Origin of the sequence: Streptomyces sp. H39-C1 (assembly GCF_027158125.1) — a bacterium.
Classification (GTDB): Bacteria; Actinomycetota; Actinomycetes; order Streptomycetales; family Streptomycetaceae; genus Actinacidiphila; species Actinacidiphila fildesensis.
Window position 1 is genome coordinate 23,549 of record NZ_JAPVLS010000013.1, and the last position, 23,800, is coordinate 47,348.

A 23,800-nucleotide genomic window follows, 5' to 3' on the forward strand; every position below is an offset into this window, starting at 1 on the left:
CGACATCACGACTAAGGACCACGCCAACCTGTTGCTGCAACCCTCCGCGTCCGGGGTCCGGCAGGTCGTGCTGCTCGGCGCCGGCATGGACAGCCGGGCCTTCCGGATGGACTGGCCCGAGGGCACCCGGCTGTTCGAGGTCGACACCGCCGCGCCACTGGACTTCAAGGCTTCGGTGCTGCGCCAGGAGCGGGCCGTCGCACGCTGCGAGCGGATCACCGTCGCGGTGGATCTGCGTGAGGACTGGCCAGGCGCGCTGGCCGCCGCAGGGCACGACCCAGCCGTGCCGACCGCGTGGATCGCCGAAGGGCTGCTGATCTATCTGCCCGAGGATGCCGTGGAGCTACTGCTGGCCCGGATCAGCACGCAGTCGGCGGCTGGCAGTCGGATGGGGCTGACCTTGGGCTCGCGCGGCGTGATCGAGCGCTTCGGCGCGGACGCCGCGCCGGGATCGGCGGCGTCCATGTGGGTCTCGGAGATGCCCGACGACCCGGTGGGCTGGCTGGCCGCGCACGGCTGGGCGGCCGACAGCCACACCCTGCGCGAGCGCGCTGCCGCCTACGGCCGCCCGATCAGCACCCCGCCGCAGCGCGAGGAGCGGCCCGGCGGACTGATCTCGGCGGTCCGCCGGTAGAGCGCCTCCCCCGTTCCCTGGATGATCGATTCCAAGGGGAGCCTGATGAGGGGAGTTAGCTTCCTGCGCGGTCAGCCTGTCATGCGCACGCTGACCGCCTACGACCACTAGACCCGCCAAGGCGAAGATCAACAGTCACCCTGTGTACGCGACCAAATAGAGCTGACCAGAGCCCTTGTGGGGCCTGGTTCAACTTCCGTGCAGCCGCCGCTCTCCGTCATGCGAGGAGAACTCGCTTGCGAACGAGTTGGAAGCCCGCTCGGCTTCGGGCAACTGGCTGAAGGTGTCCTCCAACGTCGGCGGGCACGCCCGGTGATCGCTGCACAGACGTTGACCCGGAACCGGAAGTCCTGAACAGAGCCGGCAAGTCAGACGTCGGTCGGCAATTGGCCTGGGGGTGTCCGACCAGACGTCGAAGACGAAACGTGTCTCGTCGGGGCCGCCCTCCAACCACCACGTGCTCACTGTGGCGATGTCGTCTGTGACCTCTTCCACCAACCGGGGGTCGCATAGAGCTACCGGTGCAGGGGCAACGCGTTCCACCACCACTAGGACCTCCACCGACTCGTCCGGCCCGGCGCAACCAGCGGCTCGGCGCATCCGTATGGGTGGACAGCGGCAGGCCCGCGGCCAACAGCGAACAACGACCAGACCGCACGCCATAGCCCGCTCACCCGACGCCCTCCGCAGTGCACCTGCACGTCACATGTCCTCTCCGCGATATTCACGTCAACCGGCAGCACCCCGGTGTTCTCCGTCCGTGGAGGAATCGCTGCCTTGACGCCGCATACCGTAGGTGGGGATTCTGGCTCAGACTTGGCTCCGTGCAGGTGCAGCCCGGTGCGCGAGCATTTCGCCCGGACATGCCTGCGCTCTCGAAGGGAACCCAATGATCAAAGTTACGCGGGCGCTCACGGCGATCGTGCTGGCCAGCACCTTCACCATCGGCGGCGCCTCGGCCGCTTCGGCCGGTCAGCAGTCTCCTGCTGGTGCGAACAGCTGGGCTCAGTGCGAGGCCGGCGACTGGTGCATGTGGGACTACGACAACGCGGGCGGGGACATCTACGACGACCAGAACGCGGTGAAGTACAACCCGAATCTGGCGGCCCCGGGCTATGGGTGGAACGACCGGGCCAACTCCGTCGCGAACATGAGCACCAGGTACGTCTGCGTCTTCTGGGACAAGAACCTGGGAGGGAACTACGTGCGCATTGCCCCCAACGGCCGGGTGAACCTCCCCGTCTCATGGAAGAACAAGGTGAGTTCCTACCGCAGCCTGCCCGCCGGCGTCAGTAGTTGTGTCTTCGACTGACAGCACTGCGGATCGGGGGTCCCGCTGCCCGGCTGGTCATACACGGCGGTCGCCGCCGCACGTTCCGCCGACGTCGCCCGCCCTCGTCCAGGAAGAGTCGATCACCGGGCCCAACCCGGGCGCCGGTTGTCCGGGGTGGTCATCCGTGTGCGGGCTCGTCCCTGGAGCGCATCGGAGCTTAATTGACCGCATATGACCGCATATGAGCGCGTTGGAGCTCATTAACCCCCCTTCCACGACCAGCGCCCCTGTCCCGCCGTCCGGAAACCGCCTCGCCGCGGTCGAGGAAGCGGTCCAATGTGGAGTAAGCCGGACAGTTCCGGTGGGGGTGGCGGGCGAGCCAGGGGGACAGACGTGGCACGAACGGCTGCGGCAGGGCCTCCGGTCCTCCGGCTGGTCCCCTGGCAAGTGCGGGCCGGATGGCTACTGCGGGCGCATCGGCTGAGTCATGCCGACCCGGCACTGCGGCGGCTGACCGGCTTCGCCTCCGTCTACCGCGAGGACTGGCAGTACGCAGGAGGCAGCCCAAGCTGCCTGTCACGCTGGGAGAACGGCCTCGTTCCGGTGACCGCCTCGTCCGTCCGCCGTTACGAAGAGGTGCTCGGCCTCCTCCCGTACCGCTTGCTTCTGCCGATCCAGACCATCGCCCGCCACGAGGGGGGTCCCGCCGCGGCAGCGTTCCTCCGCTCTGGCGACGGCTCACCGCCCGCGGGCCGGGACCGGCGCGTCGACTTGCTCCTCGACCGCGTCCTCGATGGTGGAGTGCTCAGCGCGGCCGACTGGGACGAGCTGACCCGGTGGGCCGCCTACGGTGGCGGGCAGGTCTCCCCGAGCCGCATCCGCGAGGCCGTGGTGCAACGGCTGCTGGAGGAGACCCTGGTCTCCGGCGGAGCTTCCTGGATGCGCCGCTTCGAGGCACTGGGCCGGCTGATGGCCGACCCGCAGTGGGGGCCGGAGGCGATCGCCGTGTGCTCCGGTGTTGCGGAGCAAGCCGAGCATGCCGGCTTGATCGAGGCGGTGTGCGCACTGGACGGCAGCCCGCACCCCGATGCCGGACGAGCCGTGCTGCGCCAGCTCACCGATCCCACCACCACCGACAGCTTGTACGGCGCTCTGCTGGCCTCAGCGCGAAAGACCCGCAAACATCACTTCACCCCTGAGCAGACCCGGACGCTCGTGGACGTGGTGGAGGGTGTGCTGACCAGTGGTCCGCGAGCGGCGCACCCGGGGTCCGTCGTGGAGGCTGCTGCAGTGCTCCTGCACCAGTTACCGTTGTCCGCCGCCCACGCCGCGCGGCTCACCGGCGCCGCGGCCGATCGCCACCCCGTCGTCCAGGCCATCGTCGTGCACGGATCGCTGACCGATACGGCCGTGGCATCGATCGTCGTGTCGCGCATCATCGCCCGGCTGGGCGACCATGCGACCGCTGTGCTGGGCGGCATCGTGGACGACCTGCTGCACCACCCCGTGGCGGACGTGCGGCTCTACGCGGCGATGCTGCTGCACGCCAGCCCCTATGGACCAAGGGTCGCCGCCGCCCTGGCCGCAGACCTGCGGCAGACCGCGACCCTGCGCGACGAGGTACGCGCCGTTCCGATGCTCGACGCTCTGCGCGTCCTCGGCGGGCACGGCCAGCGGGACGTGGTCGCCGATCTCACCCTCGCGCGGGGTCTGCCCAAAGAAGTCGTCCTGGCGGCAGTGCACGCGTTGGGGCACATCGGGGGCCGCAGCCCGGAGAGCTACTGGCGCGCCGTCTTCCACCAGCACACCGGATCCGCCACGGACGCCATCGGGCAGACCCGCGTGCTCAAGAGGCTCGTGTACGGCTTCGCCATGGCCGGCGAACTGGACCTGCTCACACGGCTCGTGGAGGAGCAGGCCCAGGCCGCACCCACGCAGCATCTCTCCGGCTGGTGGAGCGGCCTCGCCCGTCACGTACGCGAGAGTGCCCAGCAGTAGGACGTTCCTCGCTGATCGGCTCGCCTGCCAACTGCGAACGGCGGGGACGTCGGCCCCCGTGGCCGGCACGCCCCACCCGCCACTCCTCCGCGCGCGGCAATCGACCAGCACGATCACCTACGTCCCCGCCCCACGATCCGCGACAGGCGCTTGCCGAAGGCCGTCGCCGCAGAGCGGCGTCGCCGCCTCGCTCATCGCCCGGCCCAGGATCCGCAAGCCCGTCTGCGCGGTTGGTCCGGCTTCCGGAGCCTCCCGTGCCGGAGCGGCGCAGGCGACCCCTTTGCCTACGCCGCTCCGCTACACCTACCGGTGGGGCTCCGCCACACCTACCGGTGGATTCGAGTCGCCGGTGAGCCGGTCAGCCAATGGCCGTTCGTGTAGAACTGGCCATAGACGAGCGAACCGTCGGGGAAGTTGTGACCGATGGTCATGGACACCCATGCCGCCCCTGGCACGCAGCGGTTCTGCATCGGCGACTCCCAGTATCCCCCCGTGCCCCAGAAGCGGACCTTGTAGTTGCAGATGGTCGTCTTGCCGCCGACATTGGTGACTTCGACCCACGCGACGTTGAGGCCACTGCCGTAGACGTCGAGGCAGGTGGTGGAGGCGTTCTCCGACCAGGCACAGTTGTTGGTCGACGTGGCACTGGCACTCGGGGACAGGACGGTCATGAACCCGAGAGCCAGTAAGAAGGCCACCACGGTCGAGGCGAGGGTTCGACCCACGGTGCGGGTTGACCGAAGTGCGGGCGAGGTCCGGCATCGTTCACTGAAATCAGCGGGCACAAGCCCTCCTCTGCCGTGAGCGAAGAGCGTGCCGATACGTGGGTGCTTCTTCATGTTCCCTCCGGGGTGGTCGAGTCGATCGGTGTGCCGATCCTTTCTGCCCGAGCACGCCCATGGCGGCGCTGTTGCAGAGCGAAGGCGCGCGTGCAACGGCGCTTGCGCTCGATCACCGGATGCGCTAACCATCGCCGGCGCGGGCGGGAGCAGCACGAGCCGCAACCCCGGCGACAGCTTGATCGGGGAGCAGCAACCAGTTGGGCAGCGGTAGATGCCCATGGGGGCGCGGAAGAACACTTCGCGCTGCGGTCTGTGCGCGGGGCTCCGCATGCTGATGGCCGCGCTGGTGGCGTTGTCGGACCGGTGGGCGTCGGTGCCGACGAGAGTGGGGCCCAGGGCGATGCGGTGGCTGCGAATGGTGCGCATGACAACCCGGTCCGCCCGTGCTGCAAGGTTGTGTCGGAATGGACCCTTTGAGGATAGAAAGCCGCCCCGGTGCGCGGCTCACCGCTACTCTCCGAAGGGGTGGAGGGGGTGGGCTTTTGAGCGATGCAGGTGATGTCATCGATGGGCGCTTCGAGCTGCTGGAGCGGCTCGGCGCCGGCGGAATGGGAACGGTATGGCGCGCCAGGGACATGATCTTGCATCGCCAGGTCGCACTCAAGGAGGTCCTGACGGCAGACCTCCCGGCCACCGACCCTGTTCTGCGCGAGCGGGTCCTGCGCGAGGCGCGCGCGCTGGCACGGCTCAGCCATCCACATGTGGTGACGATTCATCAAGTCGTAGAGGAGGGGCCCTATCCGTGGCTGGTGATGGAGCTGGTGCCAGGACCCTCATTGCAGGAGGTCATCGCCACCGCTCCGCTCCTGCCGCACATCGCGGCCGGGATCGGCCGGAACCTCTTAGCAGCCCTGCGAGCCGCGCACGCGGTGGGCATCCACCACCGGGACGTGAAGCCGGCGAATGTCCTGCTGCGCACGGACGGCCAGGCCGTCCTCACCGATTTCGGTATCGCTGCTGTCCAGGACGCCACGGCCTTGACCCTTACCGGCCACCTCATAGGCACTCCCGAATACATGGCCCCCGAACGGATCCGCGGCGAGGAGGGTAATCCCGCCTCTGACCTGTGGTCGCTGGGCATGCTGCTCTACGTTGCGGTGGAGGGCGTAAGCCCCATGCGACGTCCCAACACTCTGGCCACCCTCGCCGCCGTTCTCGACGAACCGGTGCCACGGCCCCTAAGGGCCGGGCCACTGGGGCCCGTACTGGCCGAACTCCTTTCGAAGGACGCCGGTATGAGGCCTGACGCATCTCGGTTGGATGCGATGCTTGCGGATGCCGTAGCGGCCACGCCGAGCTCGGTGCTGACGCACTCACCGACACAACTCGACTCCCCTCGACCCGTACCCGCAAGCAGGCGGAAGCGGCCCGAAGTCCTGGCCGTCGGAGCCGTCATCGTCATCGCAGCGCTCGTGAGCGTTCTGGTGTTCGCACTGCGGAACGGCGGACCCGAGCGCACTGAAGGTCAGGCGCCGCCTGCCTCCTTGACCACCAGCGCAAGCGCCGCCCCGAACAAGAGCGAAACGCATGCCACGACCACCACGCCGACCCTGCCGACACTGCCGACACTGCCGACACTGCCGACAAGCGTCGCAGCGCCGGAGCGCACGACCGACCCGCTACCAACCACTGCGACCGCCGACAACCGTCCGGCCGGCGAGGACTCTGCAGACACCTGGATAGCCCAACTGTGGTCGGAGCCGATAGTTTCGGAGCCGGTTGCCCGTGACCGGCAGCTGACGATCGTGCGCCGCCAGGTCCCGGAGGCCATCGTCTTGCGCAGTGACGACTTCGCCTCGCTCCGGGCGGGCTACTGGGTCGTCTACGCTCCTGGCCCCTACGCGGACGGGAGCGCGGCCGTGGCGTTCTGTGCGGAGCGCGGCCGCACAACGCCGAACCAGTGCGTGGGCCGATACCTCAGCCATCGTGCGGCCGACATCGTCTACATCTGCCGACCCGCCGGAGGCGGCACCACAGCGGGCGCCTGCCGCCGCCCCTGATGCCGCGCGCGCTCGTGCTCACCGCAAGGCGTCGGCTTGGCCAGCGTGGGAAATGGGGTGGAGCGAGCGGCCTCAGCGATCTGTTGGGCCAACTGTCCGGCGAAGTCCCGGCCGGCGCAGCACTCACCCGGAAGGCGGGGTAGGGCCGCGCACGACCGAGTGCAGCAGCACCGCCGGGACACGCGTCCGGTTAGGTCCCTGTCCCAGCGATCCTCGCAGTGCGGTTGATCATCCTCCGGACACCTCAATCCGGGAAGTCTGCCAGAGCCCGCCGCCCAGCCACCCGTCGCTGGACGGCGGCGATATCGCCCGCAGCCGGCCATCCAGGGCGTGGGCCTCCGCGCGGGCGGGCGCGTACGGCTGCTGGACCTCGGCCATGAGCTCGCGCATGAAGCCGACCGCCTCCGTGACGGCGGCCAGGCCCTCGGCGAGGTCGATCGCGGCCTCGGCCCGCACCCGGTCGGGGACGTCAGTGCCAGGGCAAGGTCGCCCCGTCGTGCCACGGGGTTGATCGCGGCCTGCTCCCGCATCATCGCCAGGGCCCGGGTGGTGACTTCGGCCGCCCCCGGAGTCCCAGGTCGGCCGGCGCCACCGCGAGCACGGGCAGGGCGTCGGCGAACAGCGCACCTGGTCCAGCTCGTCGAGGATTGCGACCGACTCCTCTGCGGCGCCCGGCGATTCCTACCTCGCTGATCGAAGCCCGCCCGCCAGGCTGCACACCCGGCAGTTCGTCGCCGCGACGAGGCTGAAGAGGTCCCAGGTCACCTGCGGGATCCGGACTCTGCGCGACGTCTCCGCGGCCGAACATCTGACCCCGACCGCGAGACGGTCTTCATCGGGACAACCCGCGCCGCGAGCCGACTTTCACGGGGTGCGGTGTGGACGGGCCAGATGCCCGTAACCCCCTGCTGCCCAGACCACCGCTCTGAAGTCCGCGAAGGTGAGCGGCCCGGCCGGGTCCCCCGGTCGTGGGGGGAAGTACACCGTTCCGCAGCGCCCGCAGTACCAAGCCCGCGACCACAGTCGCTCAGCGGCCGGACGGCCCGCCTCCACCAGGCGCCCGAAGTCGATCGCGCGGAGCACGGCCGGGACGATCAGGCTCGCCGCGGCCACCAGCGCGAGCAGCGAGATGACGCCGAGGTAGGCGTAGGTGGGGTGGGCCTCGGCCGGGAGCCGGGCACCCGCCGGCGGCACCGGGTAGCCGCCGAACCAGTGCCCGCTGGTCGCGCCCCCGATGAACGTCCCGATCGCCACCACCAGCAGGGGAACGCCAAGGCAGCCCGTCCAGACACCAGCAGGTGCCGTGGGCGCCGGTGCCAGGGCGTCCGACAGGGCCGTGGTCACCAGGCGCGTCTCGGTGTGCTCCATCCGGTCGTCCGTCCTGGAGACGACCATGTTCACCTGGTTCCGCCCTGCCACGTACACCGCCGGGACCCCGGAGATCCGGTCAGTGAGGCCGCAGCTCGGGCAGGGGTGGAGCCGCGGTGCCGCAACGATTCCCTCGTAGGCCATGGCGTCCCCCGAATTCCTGCTGTCGCTCGACCTATGACACAGCATCACCTACTCCTGACGCCATGGGAGCGGCGCGGCGGAATGCGATCGCCACCGAGTGGCTCGCGCGGATCGGCGACCACGAGCACCCTCGGCCGGCCGTCATCCCCGACCCGAAATCGCCGAGCAGCCCGACATGATCGCCCGCCAAGTCCCAGCCGGTGAGGGCCCTTGCGCAGACCGAGCACAGCGCGTGGGTCAGCCGCCGTCGCATGAGGCGGTCAAGGTGTCGGTCGTACCGTAAGCGGACCTCGGCAACGGCCAGAGCGCCACCACAGGCAGCAACCACGCGTGCTACCGCGGGAGCCGCGATCGCGCGGACCAGGACGTGTCAGTGACCTGAGAGCGCTCCCCTTCAAAGGGGCTGCGCTGCCTATCCGGCCAATCGAGGCGACTCTCACGCCTGATCGCGGCCGAGTTCAGGAGCCTTCGATCGGCCCGGCCCGATCCCATCCAGGCGCCCGCACGTCGATCGTGAGGCGTCCCGACCCGGCCTCCCCACCGCAGGTCCGGCACGTCGACGTGAGATCGAGGTCGTGCTCGGCGTCGTGCTCGGAGCCGGGGCCGCTGCGATGCCGGAAGACGACCGGTGGAGTGTCCACCGCCCAGCGATCGCCCCAGGCCAGCAGCGTGTGCATCACCGGTGCGAGATCGCGGCCGGCTTCCGTGAGGTGGTATTCGAAGCGCAAGGGGCGCTCGCTGTAGGCGCGGCGCTCGACCACGCCCGCCTCTGCCAGTGCGCGCAGTCTGGCGGCGAGGCGGTCGCGGGGGGCGCCGGTGTTGCGGACGATCTGGTCGAAGCGCCGGTTGCCGTAGAAGATCTCGCGGATCGCCAGGAGGGCCCAGCGTTCGCCGACGAGTTGTAGCGCGGCGGCCGCGGAGCACGGCCGGCCGGGCACCTCGGGGTGCGGAACCGAACTCTCGCCCTGCTTTGTGTCGGCGGTCATGTCCCCATCCTCTCCTGCGTCCGTTGCGTTTTCAAACCCACACGACTAGCCTCCGATCCATGATAGTTGGACTTTCAAACCCACCAAGGGCGTCCCGAGCCGTGTTCGCGACGGTCGCGGCCGCGGTCTTCATGTCGAACCTCGACCTCTTCATCGTCAACGTGGCCCTCCCGGCGATCGGCCGCTCGTTCGACGGCAACGGCCTCGGCTCCCTCTCCTGGGTCCTCAACGGCTACGCGATCGTCTTCGCGGCGCTCCTCGTGGTCGCCGGCCGCGTCGCCGACCGCTCCGGCCACAAGCCGGTCTTCCTGACCGGGTTGGCGGTGTTCACCCTCGCCTCGGTCGGCTGCGCACTCGCTCCCAACGTCGGGACGCTGGTCGCGACACGGCTCGTGCAGGCCGCCGGCGCTGCGCTGCTGATGCCGACGTCCCTCGCGCTGCTGCTCGACACGACGGCGCCCGAGAAGCGCGCCGGGGCGGTGCGGGCCTGGGCGTCGATCGGCGGGATCGCCGCCGGACTCGGACCGGTGGCCGGAGGGCTGCTGGTCGAGGCCGGCTGGCGCTGGGTGTTCATCGTCAACGTGCCAGTGGGGATCGCGGCGTTCGCGCTCGGCGTCAAGGTGCTGCCGTCGCCCGCACGCGCCGGGGCGAAGAAGAGTCCGCTGCCGGACCTGTTCGGCGCCGCCCTTCTCACAGGATCGATCGCAACGCTCTCGCTCGGCCTGGTCAAGGCGCCCGACTGGGGTTGGACGAGCGCCGGCACCCTCGGCAGCCTGGCTGCCGCGGTGCTGCTCGGCGTCTGCTTCGTCCTGCGCTCGGCCCGCCATCCCGTGCCGATCGTCGAGCTGCCGCTGCTCCGGGTTCCGGCGTTCGCATCCGCCGCGGCCGCCCTGACACTGTTCAGCGTCGCGTTCGCCGGAATGCTGCTCGGCGCGGTGCTGTGGTGCCAGGGTGTGTGGGGCTACTCGGCTCTGGCAACCGGCTTCGCCATCGCTCCGGGTCCCTTGCTGGTCCCACCGGTCGCGTTGCGGATCGGGCCCGCCGTCGCCAGATTCGGTGCGGGCCGCATCGCGCTGGCGGGAAGTGTCCTGTTCGCGGCCGGCATCCTGTGGTGGGCCGCGACGCTCGACACCGGCTCGGCCTACGCGGCCTCGCTCCTGCCCGGCATGATGCTGACCGGCCTCGGCGTCGGCATGACCATCCCGGTCCTGACCGGAGCGTCGGCGGCCGCCCTGCCGCCGGCCCGCTTCGCCACCGGCTCGGCCATCACCTCGATGGGCCGCCAGATCGGCGCGGTCCTCGGCGTCGCGATCCTGATCGGCATCCTCGGCACCCCGGCCCCCGGACACGCTGTCGCCGCGTTCCAGCACGGCTGGTACGCGATCGCCGCGGCGTCCCTGCTCGCCGCGTGCGCGACGCTCCCGCTCGTCCGCAAGCCGCGACCGGCCGCCGCCCAGGCGGCCGATGTCGCAGAGGCCGCGGAAGCCACGAAGGCCGGCGCCGCCTGAGGACCAAGTCCCGTCCGTCGATGGACGGACGGGACTCGCACTCGCCCGAAGGCCGCCAATGGGGTCCCGAAAGGGGCCGCCGCTGGTAGGCGGTGTGGCGGCAGGGGCGTAGCAGGTGGAGTCGCGCGAGGTGGCCCGGCACCGCCCCGGATTGACCCGGTTGGCTCCCGACCCTGCTCGACTTGGTCCATGGCGTGGAAACCCGATCCGGTATGGCGGCCGGATGTCGAGGTGGCGTTCAACCGAACTGGGCAGGACGGGCGCGCTGGCGCGGTTGTGCAGAACCGGACCACAGAGCTTTACGCGGCCGGGCCCGGGCCATCAGATCTGGGTCGGTGCGCTTCCGCTGGGTGGGTCAGCGACATGGGTGGTCCGGGCCCGCCGCAGCGCTCCCCTCAGCCTGACCAGCGCGGCGGCGGTTCCGGCGCCAACGGGAACGACCGGCCAGTACGCGATGCCGTTCCCGAAGGCCGCGCACACGATGAGCACGAAGATCGCCACCACTCCGACGAGGAACCCGGACCCGCACGGCCCCAGCCGCTGCTGCCGCTCCAACCGCACCCGGCCGCCGAGGCCGGCCAGGTACGCGGCCGCGGCCGTGGAGAGGGCGATCAGATACCCCATGATCAACGGATACAGCACGACCAGCGCGATGTCCCATCCCCCTGGATGCCAGCCGGGCCACACGTCACATCCGTCGATCTCCACGACCCGCCCGTGCCACAGGCCCGCCTCGACCCGCTGTCCCTTGTGGAGGTCGTTCACGGAATCGTCCGGGACGCCGTCCACCGCCTTCGTCTCGTCACCGACCCGCAGCTCGATCGTGTACTTGGTGGTGAAGGTCCAGTCGCGGCTGCCCCCGTCCTGCCCTCCGCCGTCTCTCCCCCTCGTCGTATGGGACGTCAACTTCGTGATGGTGGCCTCGGCCGTGTGCAGCGTTCCGTTCGACCGTGCGTGCGCGACGCCCGTCTCCTCGTAGGTGCGCATGGCGAGCAGCAGGATCAGGGCAGCCATGACCAAACGGAACACCCAGCGCAGCACATGGCCTCGCACTGTCCTGGGCCGCCTCGTGCCCGGTCTCGTTTGCGACGTCGTGTCCCCGGTCTGCTCCTGCGTCATCGGCCCCCCTCGCCTTCCGGTCGGGGACGGACGAAAGCCGCCCCACCGGATCACACGCCGCACCGCCGGCCATGGTTGCGGTCGACCACCCGGTCGTGACCGCGTCACGGATGGTGGATGTCCCAGCCCCGTCGACCCGGTGGGTGAGGGGTTCGGGGTCGACCGGTCTGCGTCGCACTGAGCGGAATCCCGCGACGGGAGCAGCCGATACGCGCCGATACGCGCCGATCCGAACCGCACGTCCGGCTCCCGGCGGTGACCAAGTCCCGTGACCTCCGGATGCACCAGCGTCACCCGACTGCACAGCGAGTTGGTTGCCGAGCACGCTCCTGTCACGTACGGCATGGTCCGCGCCCACATTGCCACCTTGCGCGGGACTACGTCCGGGGTACCGACCCGACCGCCGACGGTGCGGCAGGTGACCGGCTGGCTCACCCGGCACCCCATGACCCTGACCGAGGAAGACCGCGCCGGCCTGAAAGATGTTCTGACCCGCTGCCCCGAACTGGACAAGGCCGCCGGACACGTCCGCGACTTCGGCGAGATACCCACCGACCGCCGCGGCTCCACACTGCCCACCTGGATCGACGCAGTCGATGCCAGCCGGCTGCCCGGCCTCACCGGATTCGCACTCCACCTGCTCCGAGACCCCGACGCCGTGACAGCCAGGCTCACCCTGGACTGGAGTTTCGGCAGCATCGAGGGCGCCGTGGACCGCATTAGGAAGATCAAGAGGCAGCTCGACGGGCGAGCTGGTTCCCACCTGCTCCGGAAGATGATCCTGCTGCAGTAGCGCGGCAATATCCTCTTGCTGATGCGGGTTGGGCGGGCTAGAACCTCGTGTGATCACTTTTGTGTGTGCCGCCTGCGCCCGCCCTCTGACCAGAGCTGTGCAGCTGTCCGAGACCCTGGTCAGGCCAGCGTTCGACGGTCGAATCGGACCCGACGGGTATCGTCGGGCCCCGGCCACGATGCACATGGGGCACTACGCCCTGGAGCCAGAGCCATGGGGAGCCCCGTTCCTGCCGACCGACGAACCCGTCGCGGTGTTTCCTGGAGGGCCAAGTGTCGGCGATCCTGACGGAGACGGGTACCTGATATCCGCAGGCCCCCGAAACACGATCGTTCTCCATCCCGACGACGCACCAGATCTGCTGCCCGACCTTGAGGGGGATCACGCAGGCTGCTGCGGCTGGACTGGCCAGGGCGGCATGAACCAGCTGTGCCCATGTGGTGCTGCGGTGGGAACAGAGATCAGCGAATGCAGCACCCCGTACGAGCTCCACCTCGACCCAGCACAGGTCCATGCGTGGGATGCCAGCATCGTCGGACCACAGTCAAAGTTGGGTGAGGCAGAACATTAGGCATGGATCCGAGGCTCAACCTCCCACATCATCGAACACCACGATGACTCTCCGCGATCGCTCCCCAAGATCTGTGCCAGAACCCAAAACTGACCTCCAAAGCCACCAGGTGGAGGAAGGCCCGAATACTGGATGTACTCGGGCTTCCGGCAACGCGGCGAGGTGCGGTGCCAGGCGTAGCGGGTCAGGCAATCTCCGAGAGAGACGGCCGACCGCGACGGCGCTTCCGCTTCGCCCGCAGTCCGTCCAGCAGCTTCCGCGCTGCCGTGTCGCCTCCGTCGGCGGCCTGTTGGGCGAGGCGGTCCGCCTCCTCGTGGTTGCCGGCTTCCTCGCGCATCCTGACGAGCCGGCCCAGCGCGTACGGATCACCTTCGGCGGCTGCCTCCTCGAACAGTTCCTCGGCTCCGTCACCGCCACACCTACCGGAGGCCCTCTCGCGCATGTCCGCGAGCTCGACCAGGGCTTGGGTACTGCCGGCCTCTGCCGCCTGTCGCGCAGCCCGTTCGGCGCCGTCGCGGTCCCCGGTCTCCTCGCGCAGGAGGGCGATCTCCTGCAGTGCCCTCGTCCGGACGCTCTCAACCCGGGCCGCGCGCAGAACGAGCTCCTCGGCCCGGTCCCGGTCCCCCGCCTTCTTCCGCTTCTCGGCCAGTCGGAACAGCGAGTAGGTCATGCCCGCGTCGGCCGCCCGCTGCGCGTAGTGCTCGGCGCCAACGTGATCGCCCAGGTCCTCGCGTAGCAAGGCCATCCCGTCCAGGGCCGCGACGCTGCCCGCGTCGGCCGCTTCGCGGAAGAGGTTCTCAGCTGCGACGACGTCGCCGGCCGCTTTGCGCACTGCCGCGAGCCGCCGCAGCGCGTCGGTGTCACCGGCGTCCGCGGCCTGCCGCACGAGCCGTTCCGCTTCGGCCCTGTCCCCCGCCTTCTCCCGCAGTGCGATGAGCGAGTAGAGGGAATAGGTGCAACCGGCGTCGGCCGCCTCACAGAACAGGGCCTCGGCCGTCGTGAGATCGCCGGCGAACTCGCGGTCCATGGCCAGCCGGCGCAGCACGCCCGGCTGGTCGCTGTCGGCGGCCAGCCGGGCGAGGACCAGTGCCTCCGCGAGGTCTCCGGCCCGCTCCCGGCTGACGGCGAGCTTTTCGAGGGCGTAGTCGTGACCCGCAGCGGCGGCCTGACGCAGCAGGTCCTCGCACCCGGCGGGGCCTCCCCTTTCCGCGCGCAGCATCGCGAGTTCGTACAGGACGAAGCCGCGGTTCGCATCGATGCCCTGCCGTGCGAAGCGTTCGGCCTCCTCGCATCGCCCGGCCCGTTCGCGTTCCCGGGCCAGCCGCAGAAGGCCGTCGCGGTCACCCGCCTCCGCAGCCCGCAGGTACAGAGTTTCGGCGGCCGCCCGGTCCCCCGACTGCTCGAACTGCTCGGCCAGACGGCTCAGGGATTCCGTGCTGCCCGCTTCGACGGCCCTGGCCAGCAGCCGGCGGGCCCAGAGCGCACGGTCGCGGTGGCCGGCGGCCCGGGCCAGGAGGCGCAGTTCGTCGGGGTCGCCGAGGTGCTCGTGCGCGGCCGCCCAGAACGACGTCGGGGGGCACAGCCGTCGGCGCGCGCCGGCTCCATGCTGCTCGAGATAATCCGCCAGTCGGCAGGCCGGTGCCGGCGGACCGTTCACCGCCGGTGAACCGCCAGGTCCGCCCGTTCCGTCCGGGCCCTCGCGGACCGTACGGGGGCGGGCCCGGCGTAGGGGGGCGAGGTTGCCGTGGACGGGCTCGCCCGTATCGGCGAGGGCTTGTTCGAACCAGTGGTCTTCGAGGGCGTCCCGCTCGTCGTCGGTGAGGTAGTCCTCGGCCGCCTCGACGAGGAACGCCAAGGGAACGTGCAGGCCGACGCCCAGGCGCCGCGCGTCCATGGCCGCTTGCAGCAGTGCGCGCGCCGGAGGCGAGGCGCTGCGATAGCGGCGCAGCAGCTCGGGCGCACCCGCCAGGAACTGGGCCAGCCGCCCGTCGCCCGCGTGTTGCAGGGCATGGGCGAGTTGTTCGTCGCCGGCGGCGGCCAGGGCCTCGGCAGCCTTGATCGACTTCCGGTCGAAGGCATCGGGCAGGACGATCTGCCGGTCGGCGAGCAGCTGTCGCGCCTGCGGGTGCGGGTCCGGCCCGACGCTTCCGGGAAGGACGCAATAGGCCCGGGAGTACGAGGACCACAAGGTGCCCAGGACCAGGACGGGGGCGCGGGCCGGGTCGGTGAGCAGCAGGTGCAGGGCTGCGGCGAGCCGTTCGCCCGTTCCGCTGCCGGCTCCGAGGTAGTGCTGGGCCTCGTTCAGCCACACCACCGTATGCGGCACAACTCGTTCCGTCTGTGCCAGTGCCGCCTCAGGATGCGACGGGTAGCGGGGGTCCCACACCAACCAGCCCTGTTCCGCGAGGGGTTGTACAGCTTCCCAGCACGCGCGGGTCTTGCCCGTCGACGAGGAACCGACCAGCACGGCCATCCGGCTGCGGCCGGCTGCCGCGGCGGCGACGAGATCGGCCAGCGCCGCGTCGTGCGGCCGGCGTACGTAGCCGGGCAGCCGGGGTTCCGTCCGCGGCTGGCGGTCGGTCCGGCGTGGCGAGTGGTAGTCGCTCGCGTGTCGTGGGGCGTCCACGGCAGGGTGGACACCGAGGTCGTGCGGACGGCACTGCGCGATGGGCCGTCCGACGACGCCGACCACCGGACGTTCGTCGGCGCGGGCGGCCTCGCGTTCGTCGGCATGGTCAGGCTGGTGACCAGCGCGCACCGGCCTTGGGCCGGCCGCCGGGAGCCCGGCCGCCGAGCGTCCAGCCGCTGGGAGCCCGGCCGCCTGCGTCACGCTCGCGGATGGCACCCCCGCCGCACGCGTGGCGAGGGCATGCAGCTCCATGAGGGGGCGGGGCTGGAGCCCGAGGGTCCGCGCCACCGCGTACACGGTCTCCGCCGAAGGTGGCGGTGCCGAGCAGCTGAAGGCCGCGCTGACGGTGGTTCGTCCCAAGCCCGCAAGCCCGGCGAGCGCCGACTTCGCGAGGCGCTTGGCGATCCGCGCTGCCTCCAGGCGCGCGCGCAACTCGGTCAGCGCGGCGGCCGGTTCCCGGAATTCCTCCGCGCTCACGCCCCCCGACCCGCCCTCGCCATGCCGACTGTTCATCGCTGTTCATCTTCGTCCGGCCGCACACCGCTGAACACGACTTTGCCCATATTGGGCTGCACCGCCAAGTCGGCGGGCGACTTCCACCACCACGCCGAAGGGGACCGCCACCGTGTCCGATCACAGCGCCCTGCTCCTCCTCACATGCGCCCTGACCATCCTGGTCGCCGCACTGACCGGGGCGGCAGCCGGCTACCTGGCCCGCCGGGACCACGCGACCTACCCCGCGGCCCTCACCCGCGGAGCCGCGGCCTTCGGAGCAACCCTCCTCCTGACCGCGACCGTCGCCTCGGCCCTGACCCACCGGTGAACCGATACCCCGCCCGACGCCCGCCCCCCGAGCGCCGGCGGGAGACCATCGGGCCGGACTGCGGCGGCTACGGCCCGCGCAGCCGCGGCTGGGGAGGGCGTCAGGCTCCGGTGTGATCCAGGCGAGGTTCACGCCCAGCCGGACGTTGTCCCCGTCGTCGGCCCGGGGGTCCGATGGATCGGCCGGCGCCGCAGTCCCAGATCCGTTCGACCGGCCCGACGTGGTGGGTGTGGGGCGGCGCCGGACCCGCACCCGTTGTGGCTCCCCGTCAGCATCGTCGAGAACATCCGCGGACCATGCGCCTTCACCGGCGGTACACCAAACACGCGACCCCGCTCAAGGAAGTCCCGGGGAGGCTCCCCGCGGGCCGGACCATGACCTTCCTGACGTTCGTACTCCCGGAGCGCAACCGCCTCCCGATGGACGCCGAGATCAGCCGTGGCGGCCGGGCCGTGTGCTCCAAGGCGTTCGAATCGAGTCCTGTCGAGCACTCAGAGCCGTCCCGTAACTGATGGCTACGGGTGAAGCGGCTGAGCGCCCCTCGAGTTGGCGGGTCGTGCACTCAGTCCCTTCACGTGGCGACGTTGCACTCCTCGTAGGGCTCGCTCACCGCACTGTGCGGGAGGGCTCGTCGTGGTGGTCCTTCGGTACTCAGTTGTCACTCGCCGCCTCCCCCACCCGGGGGAGGCAGATACGTCCGGCGGCGGACGTGGCCGGGCCGGTAAGGCCGGAGGCTGGGATTCCTGCTGATGGAAGGGGAGTTCGGGTGGAACGCTGGGATCGGGTCGGGCGGAACGCGGCGTATGCGGCGGCTCTGGCGCTGTCGCCGTACTTGCTGATCAAAGTCTCGTGGGTGGTCGGCTCCCTAGTGGGGGTGCTGCCGATCGGTAATGGCTTCAGTTTGGCGGAGTGGGTGGTGCTCAACATCGTCACGGTCGGTATGGCGGCGATCGGGATCGCTCTGGCCCTCGCGCTGGTGCGGCCATGGGGGATGCGGATACCGGGGGTGCTCGTCGCGTTCTGTTCCTGGGTGGGGTCGGGATTCCTCGTCTCGGTGCTGCCTTTCGTTCTCTTCAATGCCTTCCTGAGTGTGGGCGGTGACTCGCAGGGTGGCGGTGACGACCCGGCCATGCCGGTCTGGGAGGGCCTACTCGTCCAGTTCAGCTTCGTGGGAATGGGGCTGGGACTGGCTGTCGCCGTCCCGGCGTATCTGCGGCGCCGCTGGCCGGATGCGTTCGCCGGGCGCGTCGGTGACGGTCCGCGTACGCCGCCGCCGTGGGCGGCTGTCGTCGGCGCTGCGGTCGGCCTGGTCTGGCTCTACTGGGCCGCCGGAGGCACCCTGGGAATCACCCACCCGGCCGAGCGGAACACCGACGGCTACGTCTTGGCCGCTGTATGGGGATTCTGGGACCTGGCCGGATCCGCTGCCGTCTGGACGGTCGCCCGGGCGCGTCCTGCCGGGTTGCCGCGCTGGATCCCACTGGTGTTCGGGTGGGTCGGATCGGGCTCACTGTTCGCATGGAGCGCCTGGAAGGTACCCCTCATGCTGTACGTAGCGGTGGCCGATCCTGCCGATATCATGCCGCCGGAGAACCCCACCGTCGCGATGGTGCTGAATCTCTGCGCTGTGGTGGCAGGCGCGGGGATGATGCGGACACTCGTCCGCGCGCGTATCCGCGTCCCCGAGTCCCATGCCCTGCCCGAGGTTGTCATTGGGCTCGAGGGCTGAGTGCCTCAGAGGGGCGACCGGCCGCCTCCTGAAGCGCCCGGTCGAGGGTGGGACGATCTTGCTGTGATTGGTGTGATCACGGTATCGGAGCCGTCTTGGACTGCGCCGTTCGGCGGGTTGAGCCCGCGCCTGTTCGGCAGACTGGTGACCGCGCCGCGGCGGAAGGGTGCTGATGCGGTCCGCAAGGGCCGGCCGTGGAGTCTTCCCCTGGAGGACCGGGCACTGCTGGTTACGGCCTACTGGCGCACGAACCTGACGATACGCCAGCTCGCCCAGCTGTTCGGGGTGTCCAAATCGGCAGCGGACCGCACTATTGACCACCTCGGGCCGATACTCGCGCTCCGGCCCGCAAGCGGTTCGCAAGGGCCACTGTGCTCATCGTGGACGGTACCCTGGTCCCCATCGCGCGACCACACCATCGCAGCATGCGTACCCCGTTCCGGAACAAGGATCAACCGCTCCCCGCCAGCCGGACACAGTCCAAGGAAGCGAGTTGAAGAACACCTGCTCAAGCCTCGATGACCAGGTGGACCTTGGAAGGCTCCACCAGGGACACACCTCACGACGGTGAGCCTGCCCAAACCGCACAAACCTCACAGGTCGGTACGCTGGTGAGCAGAGTTTCTGACCGGTCACGAACGTAGCGATGAGTTTGCTTGGCCCGGGGAGTCCCACCACTGTTATCGCCCCCACCACAGGAGGAACCCATGGCGCAGCTCTTGAGAGTCCAGAACTTCGGCGTCTCGAGTGACGGGATCGGTGCCGGTGAGGACCAGACCCTCGAGAGGCCGTTCGGTCATGTCGATCCCGGGAGGCTGTTCGCATGGGCCGGTGCCACGGCGAGCTGGCCCATGCGCACCGACCCCGGGGGGAGCCGGGGCCTGGACGACTACTTCACGCGGGACTTCCCCCGCAACATCGGCGCCGAGATCATGGGCCGCAACAAGTTCGGGCCCCAGCGCGGGCCCTGGCAGGACCATGAGTGGCAGGGCTGGTGGGGTGACGAGCCGCCGTTCCACACCCCGGTATTCGTTCTGACCCACCACACGCGTCCTTCGCTCACCCTGTCCGACACCACGTTCCACTTCGTCGACGGCGACCCTGCCACGGTCCTCGAACAGGCCCGTGAGGCGGCGCAGGGCAAGGACGTCCGACTCGGCGGCGGGGCCACCACCATCCGGCAGTTCCTCGACGCCGACCTCGTCGACACCCTGCACGTGGCTGTCTCACCGGTGAAGCTCGGGTCCGGAGTACGACTCTGGGACTCCCCCGATGAACTGCTCGACCGGTTCCACCTGGAGGTCGTTCCCAGCCCGAGCGGGGTGACGCACCACCTGTTCTGGCGCAAGTGACCGGTCCACCACGACACCCCCTCACAGCTGTGAAAAGGTCCCAGCACGCAGTCGCCAGGGCGGGGTGTGCGGGGTCCTAGGAGAACCTGTCCCGGTCGAAAGGAGCATCCCGCAGGCAGCTCCACAGGTGCCGCGGCGGCAGGGGCGGGGGGACAGTGGTCTCTAGTCGGAGGGATTCGGGTGCCGCTCGCGGGCCGCGGTGGCGCTGACCTCGCTCAGGGCTGCTGCCACCAGGTCCCGGGCCCACTCCAGGCGAATGAGCAGATCTTCGGACGACGAACCGACGGGCGACTGGTCGGTTCGTCGTCCGGTGGTGGTGCCAGGGTCCCGGCGGGTCAAAGCGTCGAGGGGCGACCGATGAGTTTTGGCCGGACGGGGAGTCGGTACTTCCAGAAGGGCACCCGACCGCTCGGAGGAACCATGTCCACCAGCAACAACGCCTTGCCCCCTGTCGTCGACGCCTCCGCTTGGGAGAAGGAGCTGGCCGCTCTGCGCGTGCGGGAGAAGGCCGCCACCCGCGAGCTCGACGCCATCGCGGCCCAACGCCGCCGGCTGCCGATGGTGGAGATGCCCAACTACGTGCTGGAGGGGGAGGAGGGCCCCGTCCGGCTCGCCGAGATCTTCGGCGATCACCCGCAGCTGATCATCTACAGCCACATGTGGCATGAGGGCGCTGAGTGGCAGTGCGGGGGCTGCACCGGCTTCACCTCCCAGTTCACCCGGCTCGCGGGCGTCGAGAAGTTCGACGCCCGGTTCGTGATCGTCACCCAGGGTCCGATCGACGAGGCGCTCGCCTACCGGCGCAAGGTGGGTAACACCATGACGTGGTACTCAACGGCGAACAGCACGTTCGGCAGCGATATCGGTGCCCCGCCCAACGGCGGGTTCGCGGTCAACGTGTTCCTGCGCGACGGTGACACGGTCTACCGCACCTGGCACACCGACGGCCGCGGCACCGAGCAGCTGAGCTACCTGTTCGCCCTCGTCGACCTTCTGCCCTACGGCCGCCAGGAGGAGTGGCAGGACTCCCCCGAAGGTTGGCCCCAGTCACCGACCTACAGCCGCTGGGCGACACCGCAAGAGATCGCGGCGGCGTACGGCGGCGACCGCTGAGGCGCCGGGAGTTCAGGACGACGAGGGAGCGCGCGTCATCTTCCGTCGCCCGCCACCGCCATCACCAGTGCCGTCTGCCCTTGATGAGCCGTACCACGGCGCCTGTCACGGGGACTGGGAGCGTAAGCAGCGCACTCCGGTCACAGTCCCGAGATTCCGGTCCGCCGCGCATGCAGTTCGGAGCGGACGAGTTCGAGGAGGCGGCCCGTCCAGTTGCGGCCCTGGCCGGCGTTGTCGCCCCAGAATGCCGAGTCCGCGTCGTCGTAGATCACGGTTGTGTCGTCCGTTGCCAGGAGGATCTCGGCAAGGTCGGGATGCTGGTCGTACTTGGCGCGCAGCAGGCTGGTCATGACGGCGGTCCGTGCTTGCTCCCAACCCTCTCGGCGCGGTGCCGCGGTCGCGAGCTTGCGAGCTGTGGAGAAGGTGTCCGCCGTCACGATCATGGCTCGGGCTTCGGGTTGGGCGACTGACAGAGCCCAATAGGCATGGGCGACGGAGGGGTAACTGATCTCCCCTACGACGATCGAGGCAGGGTAGTCGTTGCGAAGGGCCTGCCTCCCCGGGTCGGCCACCGGTTTGTTCGGATACGAGTGGTAGAGCTTCAGTGCCGGAGCGTGCGAAGCTACCGGTCCGTCCGCAGGGACTCGCGTGGGCCGTTCGGCGATCCACCGGGCCCGGTCCTCGAAGTAGGCGACGGCTGAGTCGTAGTCCTCCTGTGTGATCGGCTGATCGAGCGGGATATAGGTCTCACCGCCGGGGCCGGCCACCAGGACCCGCAGCGGCCAGTCCTTCAAGTCCATGTCACCCAGCGCGTAGCGGCGCAACGACACCGGGATGGACAGGAACGCGGCGCGGGCTCCGGCCCGGTTCTCCTCTGTTCGGTCGGCAAGGAAGGTGTCGACAGCGGCGAGGCAACGGCCAGTCGAGTCCGGACGCCCGTTCAGCTGGTCGATGGTGTCCCCTACTTCGGCAACCACCAGTTCGGGAGTGAGCCAGGTGCGTGGCTGGCTGATCTTCCACCCGCCCAGATCGTGCGCGGATGCCTCGGCACCGTCGGGGATGCCGGTGGCCACCCAGCCGCTCCGGAGCTTGTCCTGGAACTCCTCGACGGTGACCAGGCCCCAGCAGTCGATGAGCCCGTCGGCGTAGATGAACAGGTCAGTGAGGAAGTAGGTCCCGCCGTTGCAGATGAAGGCGTGTCGCCAAGTGCCGGGTATGCGGACGCCGTCCGCGGTGCGATAGGTGATCCGGTTGCCGGTCATCCGGTGATTGTGCCGCAGGGATCACCGAGCGGTCGGTCATTTTCCTCCGGGATGGCAGCGCGACTTGCCAGGGACAGACCCTGCCGATGCCCGCGGCCTCAGCGCCTACGCAGGTTGCTGTCCCGTCACCTGCACATCGGGCAAGAAGTCGAACATCACCCGACGCTGGGTGAAGAACGACCATCTCAACCGCGGGCCTGAACTGCCTCAACCAGTCTCGGCCGGCGCGATTTCGGCGGCGGCGTCAGAGGTGGCCGACGGTTTTCAGGCGGCGGCGAGAAGGCGGGGTCCGTTCGTCGTGTTCGACCGCAACCGCCGGTGGGCGCGGCACCGGGATGGCTCCGTGATCCCATCCGGCCGAAAAGGGGAGCGAGTTCGGCCAAGGAGCCACTGTGGCCGTGGTGCCATTCCCGCGTGGTCGCAAGCTGATGCGGCAGGGACGATCACCGAGACGAGGACGACATGGCCTATGCGGAGATTGACACGGCCGGTCTGCCACCGGAGCACAGGTTCGAATGGTGGCGTGAGGTCGTGGGACAGGGCGTGGCGCCGACGCGGATCAGCAGCGACTGCGGTCCGGACTTCGCCGGTCACGCCGGATTCCTGACGCTCGGCGCTGCCCAAGTGACCACGATGACGTTCTCCCCGCTGAAGTCGCAACGGCCCGCGCAACTCGTCCGGCGCTCCGACCCGCAGACTCTCGAACTCACGCTGATCCTGGAGGGCGCGATGCGCGTCACCCAGGATCGTGGCGAAACGCACCTGTCTGCGGGTGACTTCGCGATGTGGACCTCGTCCCGCCCCTACAGCGGTCATGCCATGGGGAGCCCCGAGGGCGGCGTGTCTCGCGCTCTGATCCTGCACCTGCCCCAAGCACTCGTCCCCCTCCCGCAGAGAAGGGTCGGAGAGCTGTTCGCCCGCAGGATGCCCGCAGCGTCAGGGATGGGCCGGGTTCTCGCCCAGTACCTGCAATCCGTCGTCCAGGAGGCATCCGCCCTGGACGAGTCGAGCAGCAAACGCCTCGGAGCGATAGGCATTGACCTGGCGACGGGCTTTCTGGCCGAGCGGATCGGCGCACAGGAGCGGCTCCCCGTGGAGACGCGGCACCAGCTCCTGCTCTCCGCCATCGACACCTTCATCGACGACAACCTCGCCGACCCACAACTCAGCCTGGGCGCCGTGGCCGCGCGGCACAACATCTCCGTGCGGCTCCTGCACCACCTCTTCCGCAGTCGGCCGGAGACGGTGTCCGCAAGTATTCGGCGGCGACGGCTCGAACGGTGCCACGCCGACCTTGTCGCACCCGCCCTCCGCTTCCTGCCCGTGCGCGCCGTCGCGGCGAGATGGGGCTTCGTCGACGCGGCGGCGTTCAGCCGCGCATTCCGTACGGCGTACGGCCTGACACCCGGAGAACATCGCAATACCACGCTGCGCGCCAACGCCGCGCGCCGCGCGGATCTCCAGGATCCGGCCGTTGGCAGCGGTGGAAGCTGACCCCGAGCCGCCGACGAGTCGGACCCGTGCCGCCCGTCGGCGTCCGGAGTCCGGCCTGCGCAGACGGTCAACGCTTCCTGCGCAGGCGGCCAATGACGGCCGCGGCACGCCGGGAAACACTGGAGAGAAGCGAAACACCTGACAGCGCCCCTCAACATTCTC

19 protein-coding genes and 1 pseudogene are annotated in these 23,800 nt (G+C 69.7%); 12 read left to right on the plus strand and 8 right to left on the minus strand.

Annotated elements, in window-relative coordinates; genetic code table 11:
* The 3 genes from O3W51_RS11245 to O3W51_RS11255 all read left to right on the plus strand — a co-directional run.
* Positions 1–634, plus strand: a 634-nt coding sequence (locus O3W51_RS11245) for an SAM-dependent methyltransferase (protein WP_269285522.1), incomplete at its 5' end; no start/stop codon positions are given.
* An 889-nt stretch (positions 635–1,523) separates the two neighbouring features.
* Positions 1,524–1,946: a peptidase inhibitor family I36 protein gene (locus tag O3W51_RS11250; protein ID WP_198359435.1), complete on the plus strand. Its 423-nt coding sequence runs from the start codon at positions 1,524–1,526 to the stop codon at positions 1,944–1,946.
* A 354-nt stretch (positions 1,947–2,300) separates the two neighbouring features.
* Positions 2,301–3,905: a hypothetical protein gene (locus O3W51_RS11255; RefSeq protein ID WP_198359436.1), complete on the plus strand. Its 1,605-nt coding sequence runs from the start codon at positions 2,301–2,303 to the stop codon at positions 3,903–3,905.
* Between the two features lie 326 nt (positions 3,906–4,231).
* On the opposite strand, the gene O3W51_RS11260 is transcribed toward O3W51_RS11255, so the two are convergent.
* On the minus strand, positions 4,232–5,113 hold the full coding sequence (locus O3W51_RS11260) for a hypothetical protein (protein WP_138351656.1): 882 nt from the start codon (positions 5,111–5,113) through the stop codon (positions 4,232–4,234).
* Between the two features lie 116 nt (positions 5,114–5,229).
* Between O3W51_RS11260 and O3W51_RS11265 the strand changes: the two genes are divergently transcribed.
* Entirely contained in the window at positions 5,230–6,747 is a 1,518-nt protein-coding gene (locus O3W51_RS11265; protein ID WP_269285527.1) for a serine/threonine-protein kinase, read from the plus strand.
* A 228-nt stretch (positions 6,748–6,975) separates the two neighbouring features.
* Here O3W51_RS11265 and O3W51_RS11270 read toward each other — a convergent pair whose 3' ends face one another.
* From O3W51_RS11270 to O3W51_RS11280, 3 genes are all read right to left on the minus strand, one after another.
* A complete protein-coding gene (locus tag O3W51_RS11270) occupies positions 6,976–7,203 on the minus strand; it encodes a hypothetical protein (protein WP_138351657.1) in 228 nt (75 codons plus the stop codon).
* A 408-nt stretch (positions 7,204–7,611) separates the two neighbouring features.
* The gene (locus tag O3W51_RS11275; protein WP_138351658.1) at positions 7,612–8,259 is read right to left on the minus strand and encodes a hypothetical protein; all 648 of its coding nucleotides are present in this window, start codon (positions 8,257–8,259) and stop codon (positions 7,612–7,614) included.
* A gap of 458 nt (positions 8,260–8,717) precedes the next feature.
* A complete protein-coding gene (locus O3W51_RS11280) occupies positions 8,718–9,245 on the minus strand; it encodes a winged helix-turn-helix transcriptional regulator (protein ID WP_138351659.1) in 528 nt (175 codons plus the stop codon).
* A gap of 101 nt (positions 9,246–9,346) precedes the next feature.
* Between O3W51_RS11280 and O3W51_RS11285 the strand changes: the two genes are divergently transcribed.
* Positions 9,347–10,753 carry an MFS transporter gene (locus O3W51_RS11285; protein ID WP_244808932.1) on the plus strand — a complete coding sequence of 469 codons (1,407 nt, stop codon included), beginning with the start codon at positions 9,347–9,349 and terminating at the stop codon, positions 10,751–10,753.
* Positions 10,754–11,074: 321 nt separating this feature from the next.
* Here O3W51_RS11285 and O3W51_RS11290 read toward each other — a convergent pair whose 3' ends face one another.
* A complete protein-coding gene (locus O3W51_RS11290) occupies positions 11,075–11,767 on the minus strand; it encodes a hypothetical protein (protein ID WP_138351661.1) in 693 nt (230 codons plus the stop codon).
* 373 nt (positions 11,768–12,140) lie between these two features.
* On the opposite strand from O3W51_RS11290, the gene O3W51_RS11295 reads away from it, so the two are divergent.
* Positions 12,141–12,665 (plus strand): hypothetical protein, encoded by a 525-nt coding sequence (locus O3W51_RS11295; RefSeq protein WP_269285532.1) that lies wholly within the window; start codon positions 12,141–12,143, stop codon positions 12,663–12,665.
* A gap of 755 nt (positions 12,666–13,420) precedes the next feature.
* Here the strand turns inward: O3W51_RS11295 and O3W51_RS11300 are convergent.
* Positions 13,421–16,378, minus strand: a complete 2,958-nt coding sequence (locus O3W51_RS11300) for a tetratricopeptide repeat protein (protein WP_138351663.1) — start codon at positions 16,376–16,378, stop codon at positions 13,421–13,423.
* 112 nt (positions 16,379–16,490) lie between these two features.
* Between O3W51_RS11300 and O3W51_RS11305 the strand changes: the two genes are divergently transcribed.
* From O3W51_RS11305 to O3W51_RS11320, 4 genes and pseudogenes are all read left to right on the plus strand, one after another.
* Positions 16,491–16,688: a hypothetical protein gene (locus O3W51_RS11305; RefSeq protein WP_138351664.1), complete on the plus strand. Its 198-nt coding sequence runs from the start codon at positions 16,491–16,493 to the stop codon at positions 16,686–16,688.
* A 766-nt stretch (positions 16,689–17,454) separates the two neighbouring features.
* Positions 17,455–18,417, plus strand: coding sequence for a hypothetical protein (locus tag O3W51_RS11310; protein WP_198358023.1), 963 nt, complete (start codon positions 17,455–17,457; stop codon positions 18,415–18,417).
* Between the two features lie 63 nt (positions 18,418–18,480).
* Positions 18,481–18,840: pseudogene (locus O3W51_RS11315) on the plus strand (helix-turn-helix domain-containing protein); the annotation flags it as partial.
* Positions 18,841–19,124: 284 nt separating this feature from the next.
* Positions 19,125–19,769, plus strand: coding sequence for a dihydrofolate reductase family protein (locus O3W51_RS11320; RefSeq protein WP_138351666.1), 645 nt, complete (start codon positions 19,125–19,127; stop codon positions 19,767–19,769).
* 162 nt (positions 19,770–19,931) lie between these two features.
* Here the strand turns inward: O3W51_RS11320 and O3W51_RS11325 are convergent, their stop codons facing one another.
* Entirely contained in the window at positions 19,932–20,108 is a 177-nt protein-coding gene (locus tag O3W51_RS11325) for a hypothetical protein (RefSeq protein ID WP_187144679.1), read from the minus strand.
* 81 nt (positions 20,109–20,189) lie between these two features.
* Here O3W51_RS11325 and O3W51_RS11330 point away from each other — a divergent pair, with 81 nt between their 5' ends.
* Positions 20,190–20,882: a DUF899 family protein gene (locus O3W51_RS11330; RefSeq protein ID WP_138351667.1), complete on the plus strand. Its 693-nt coding sequence runs from the start codon at positions 20,190–20,192 to the stop codon at positions 20,880–20,882.
* 140 nt (positions 20,883–21,022) lie between these two features.
* Here the strand turns inward: O3W51_RS11330 and O3W51_RS11335 are convergent, their stop codons facing one another.
* A complete protein-coding gene (locus O3W51_RS11335) occupies positions 21,023–22,144 on the minus strand; it encodes an NADAR family protein (protein WP_138351668.1) in 1,122 nt (373 codons plus the stop codon).
* Between the two features lie 462 nt (positions 22,145–22,606).
* Between O3W51_RS11335 and O3W51_RS11340 the strand changes: the two genes are divergently transcribed.
* Positions 22,607–23,638 (plus strand): helix-turn-helix domain-containing protein, encoded by a 1,032-nt coding sequence (locus O3W51_RS11340; protein WP_138351669.1) that lies wholly within the window; start codon positions 22,607–22,609, stop codon positions 23,636–23,638.
* Positions 23,639–23,800 lie beyond the last annotated feature (162 nt).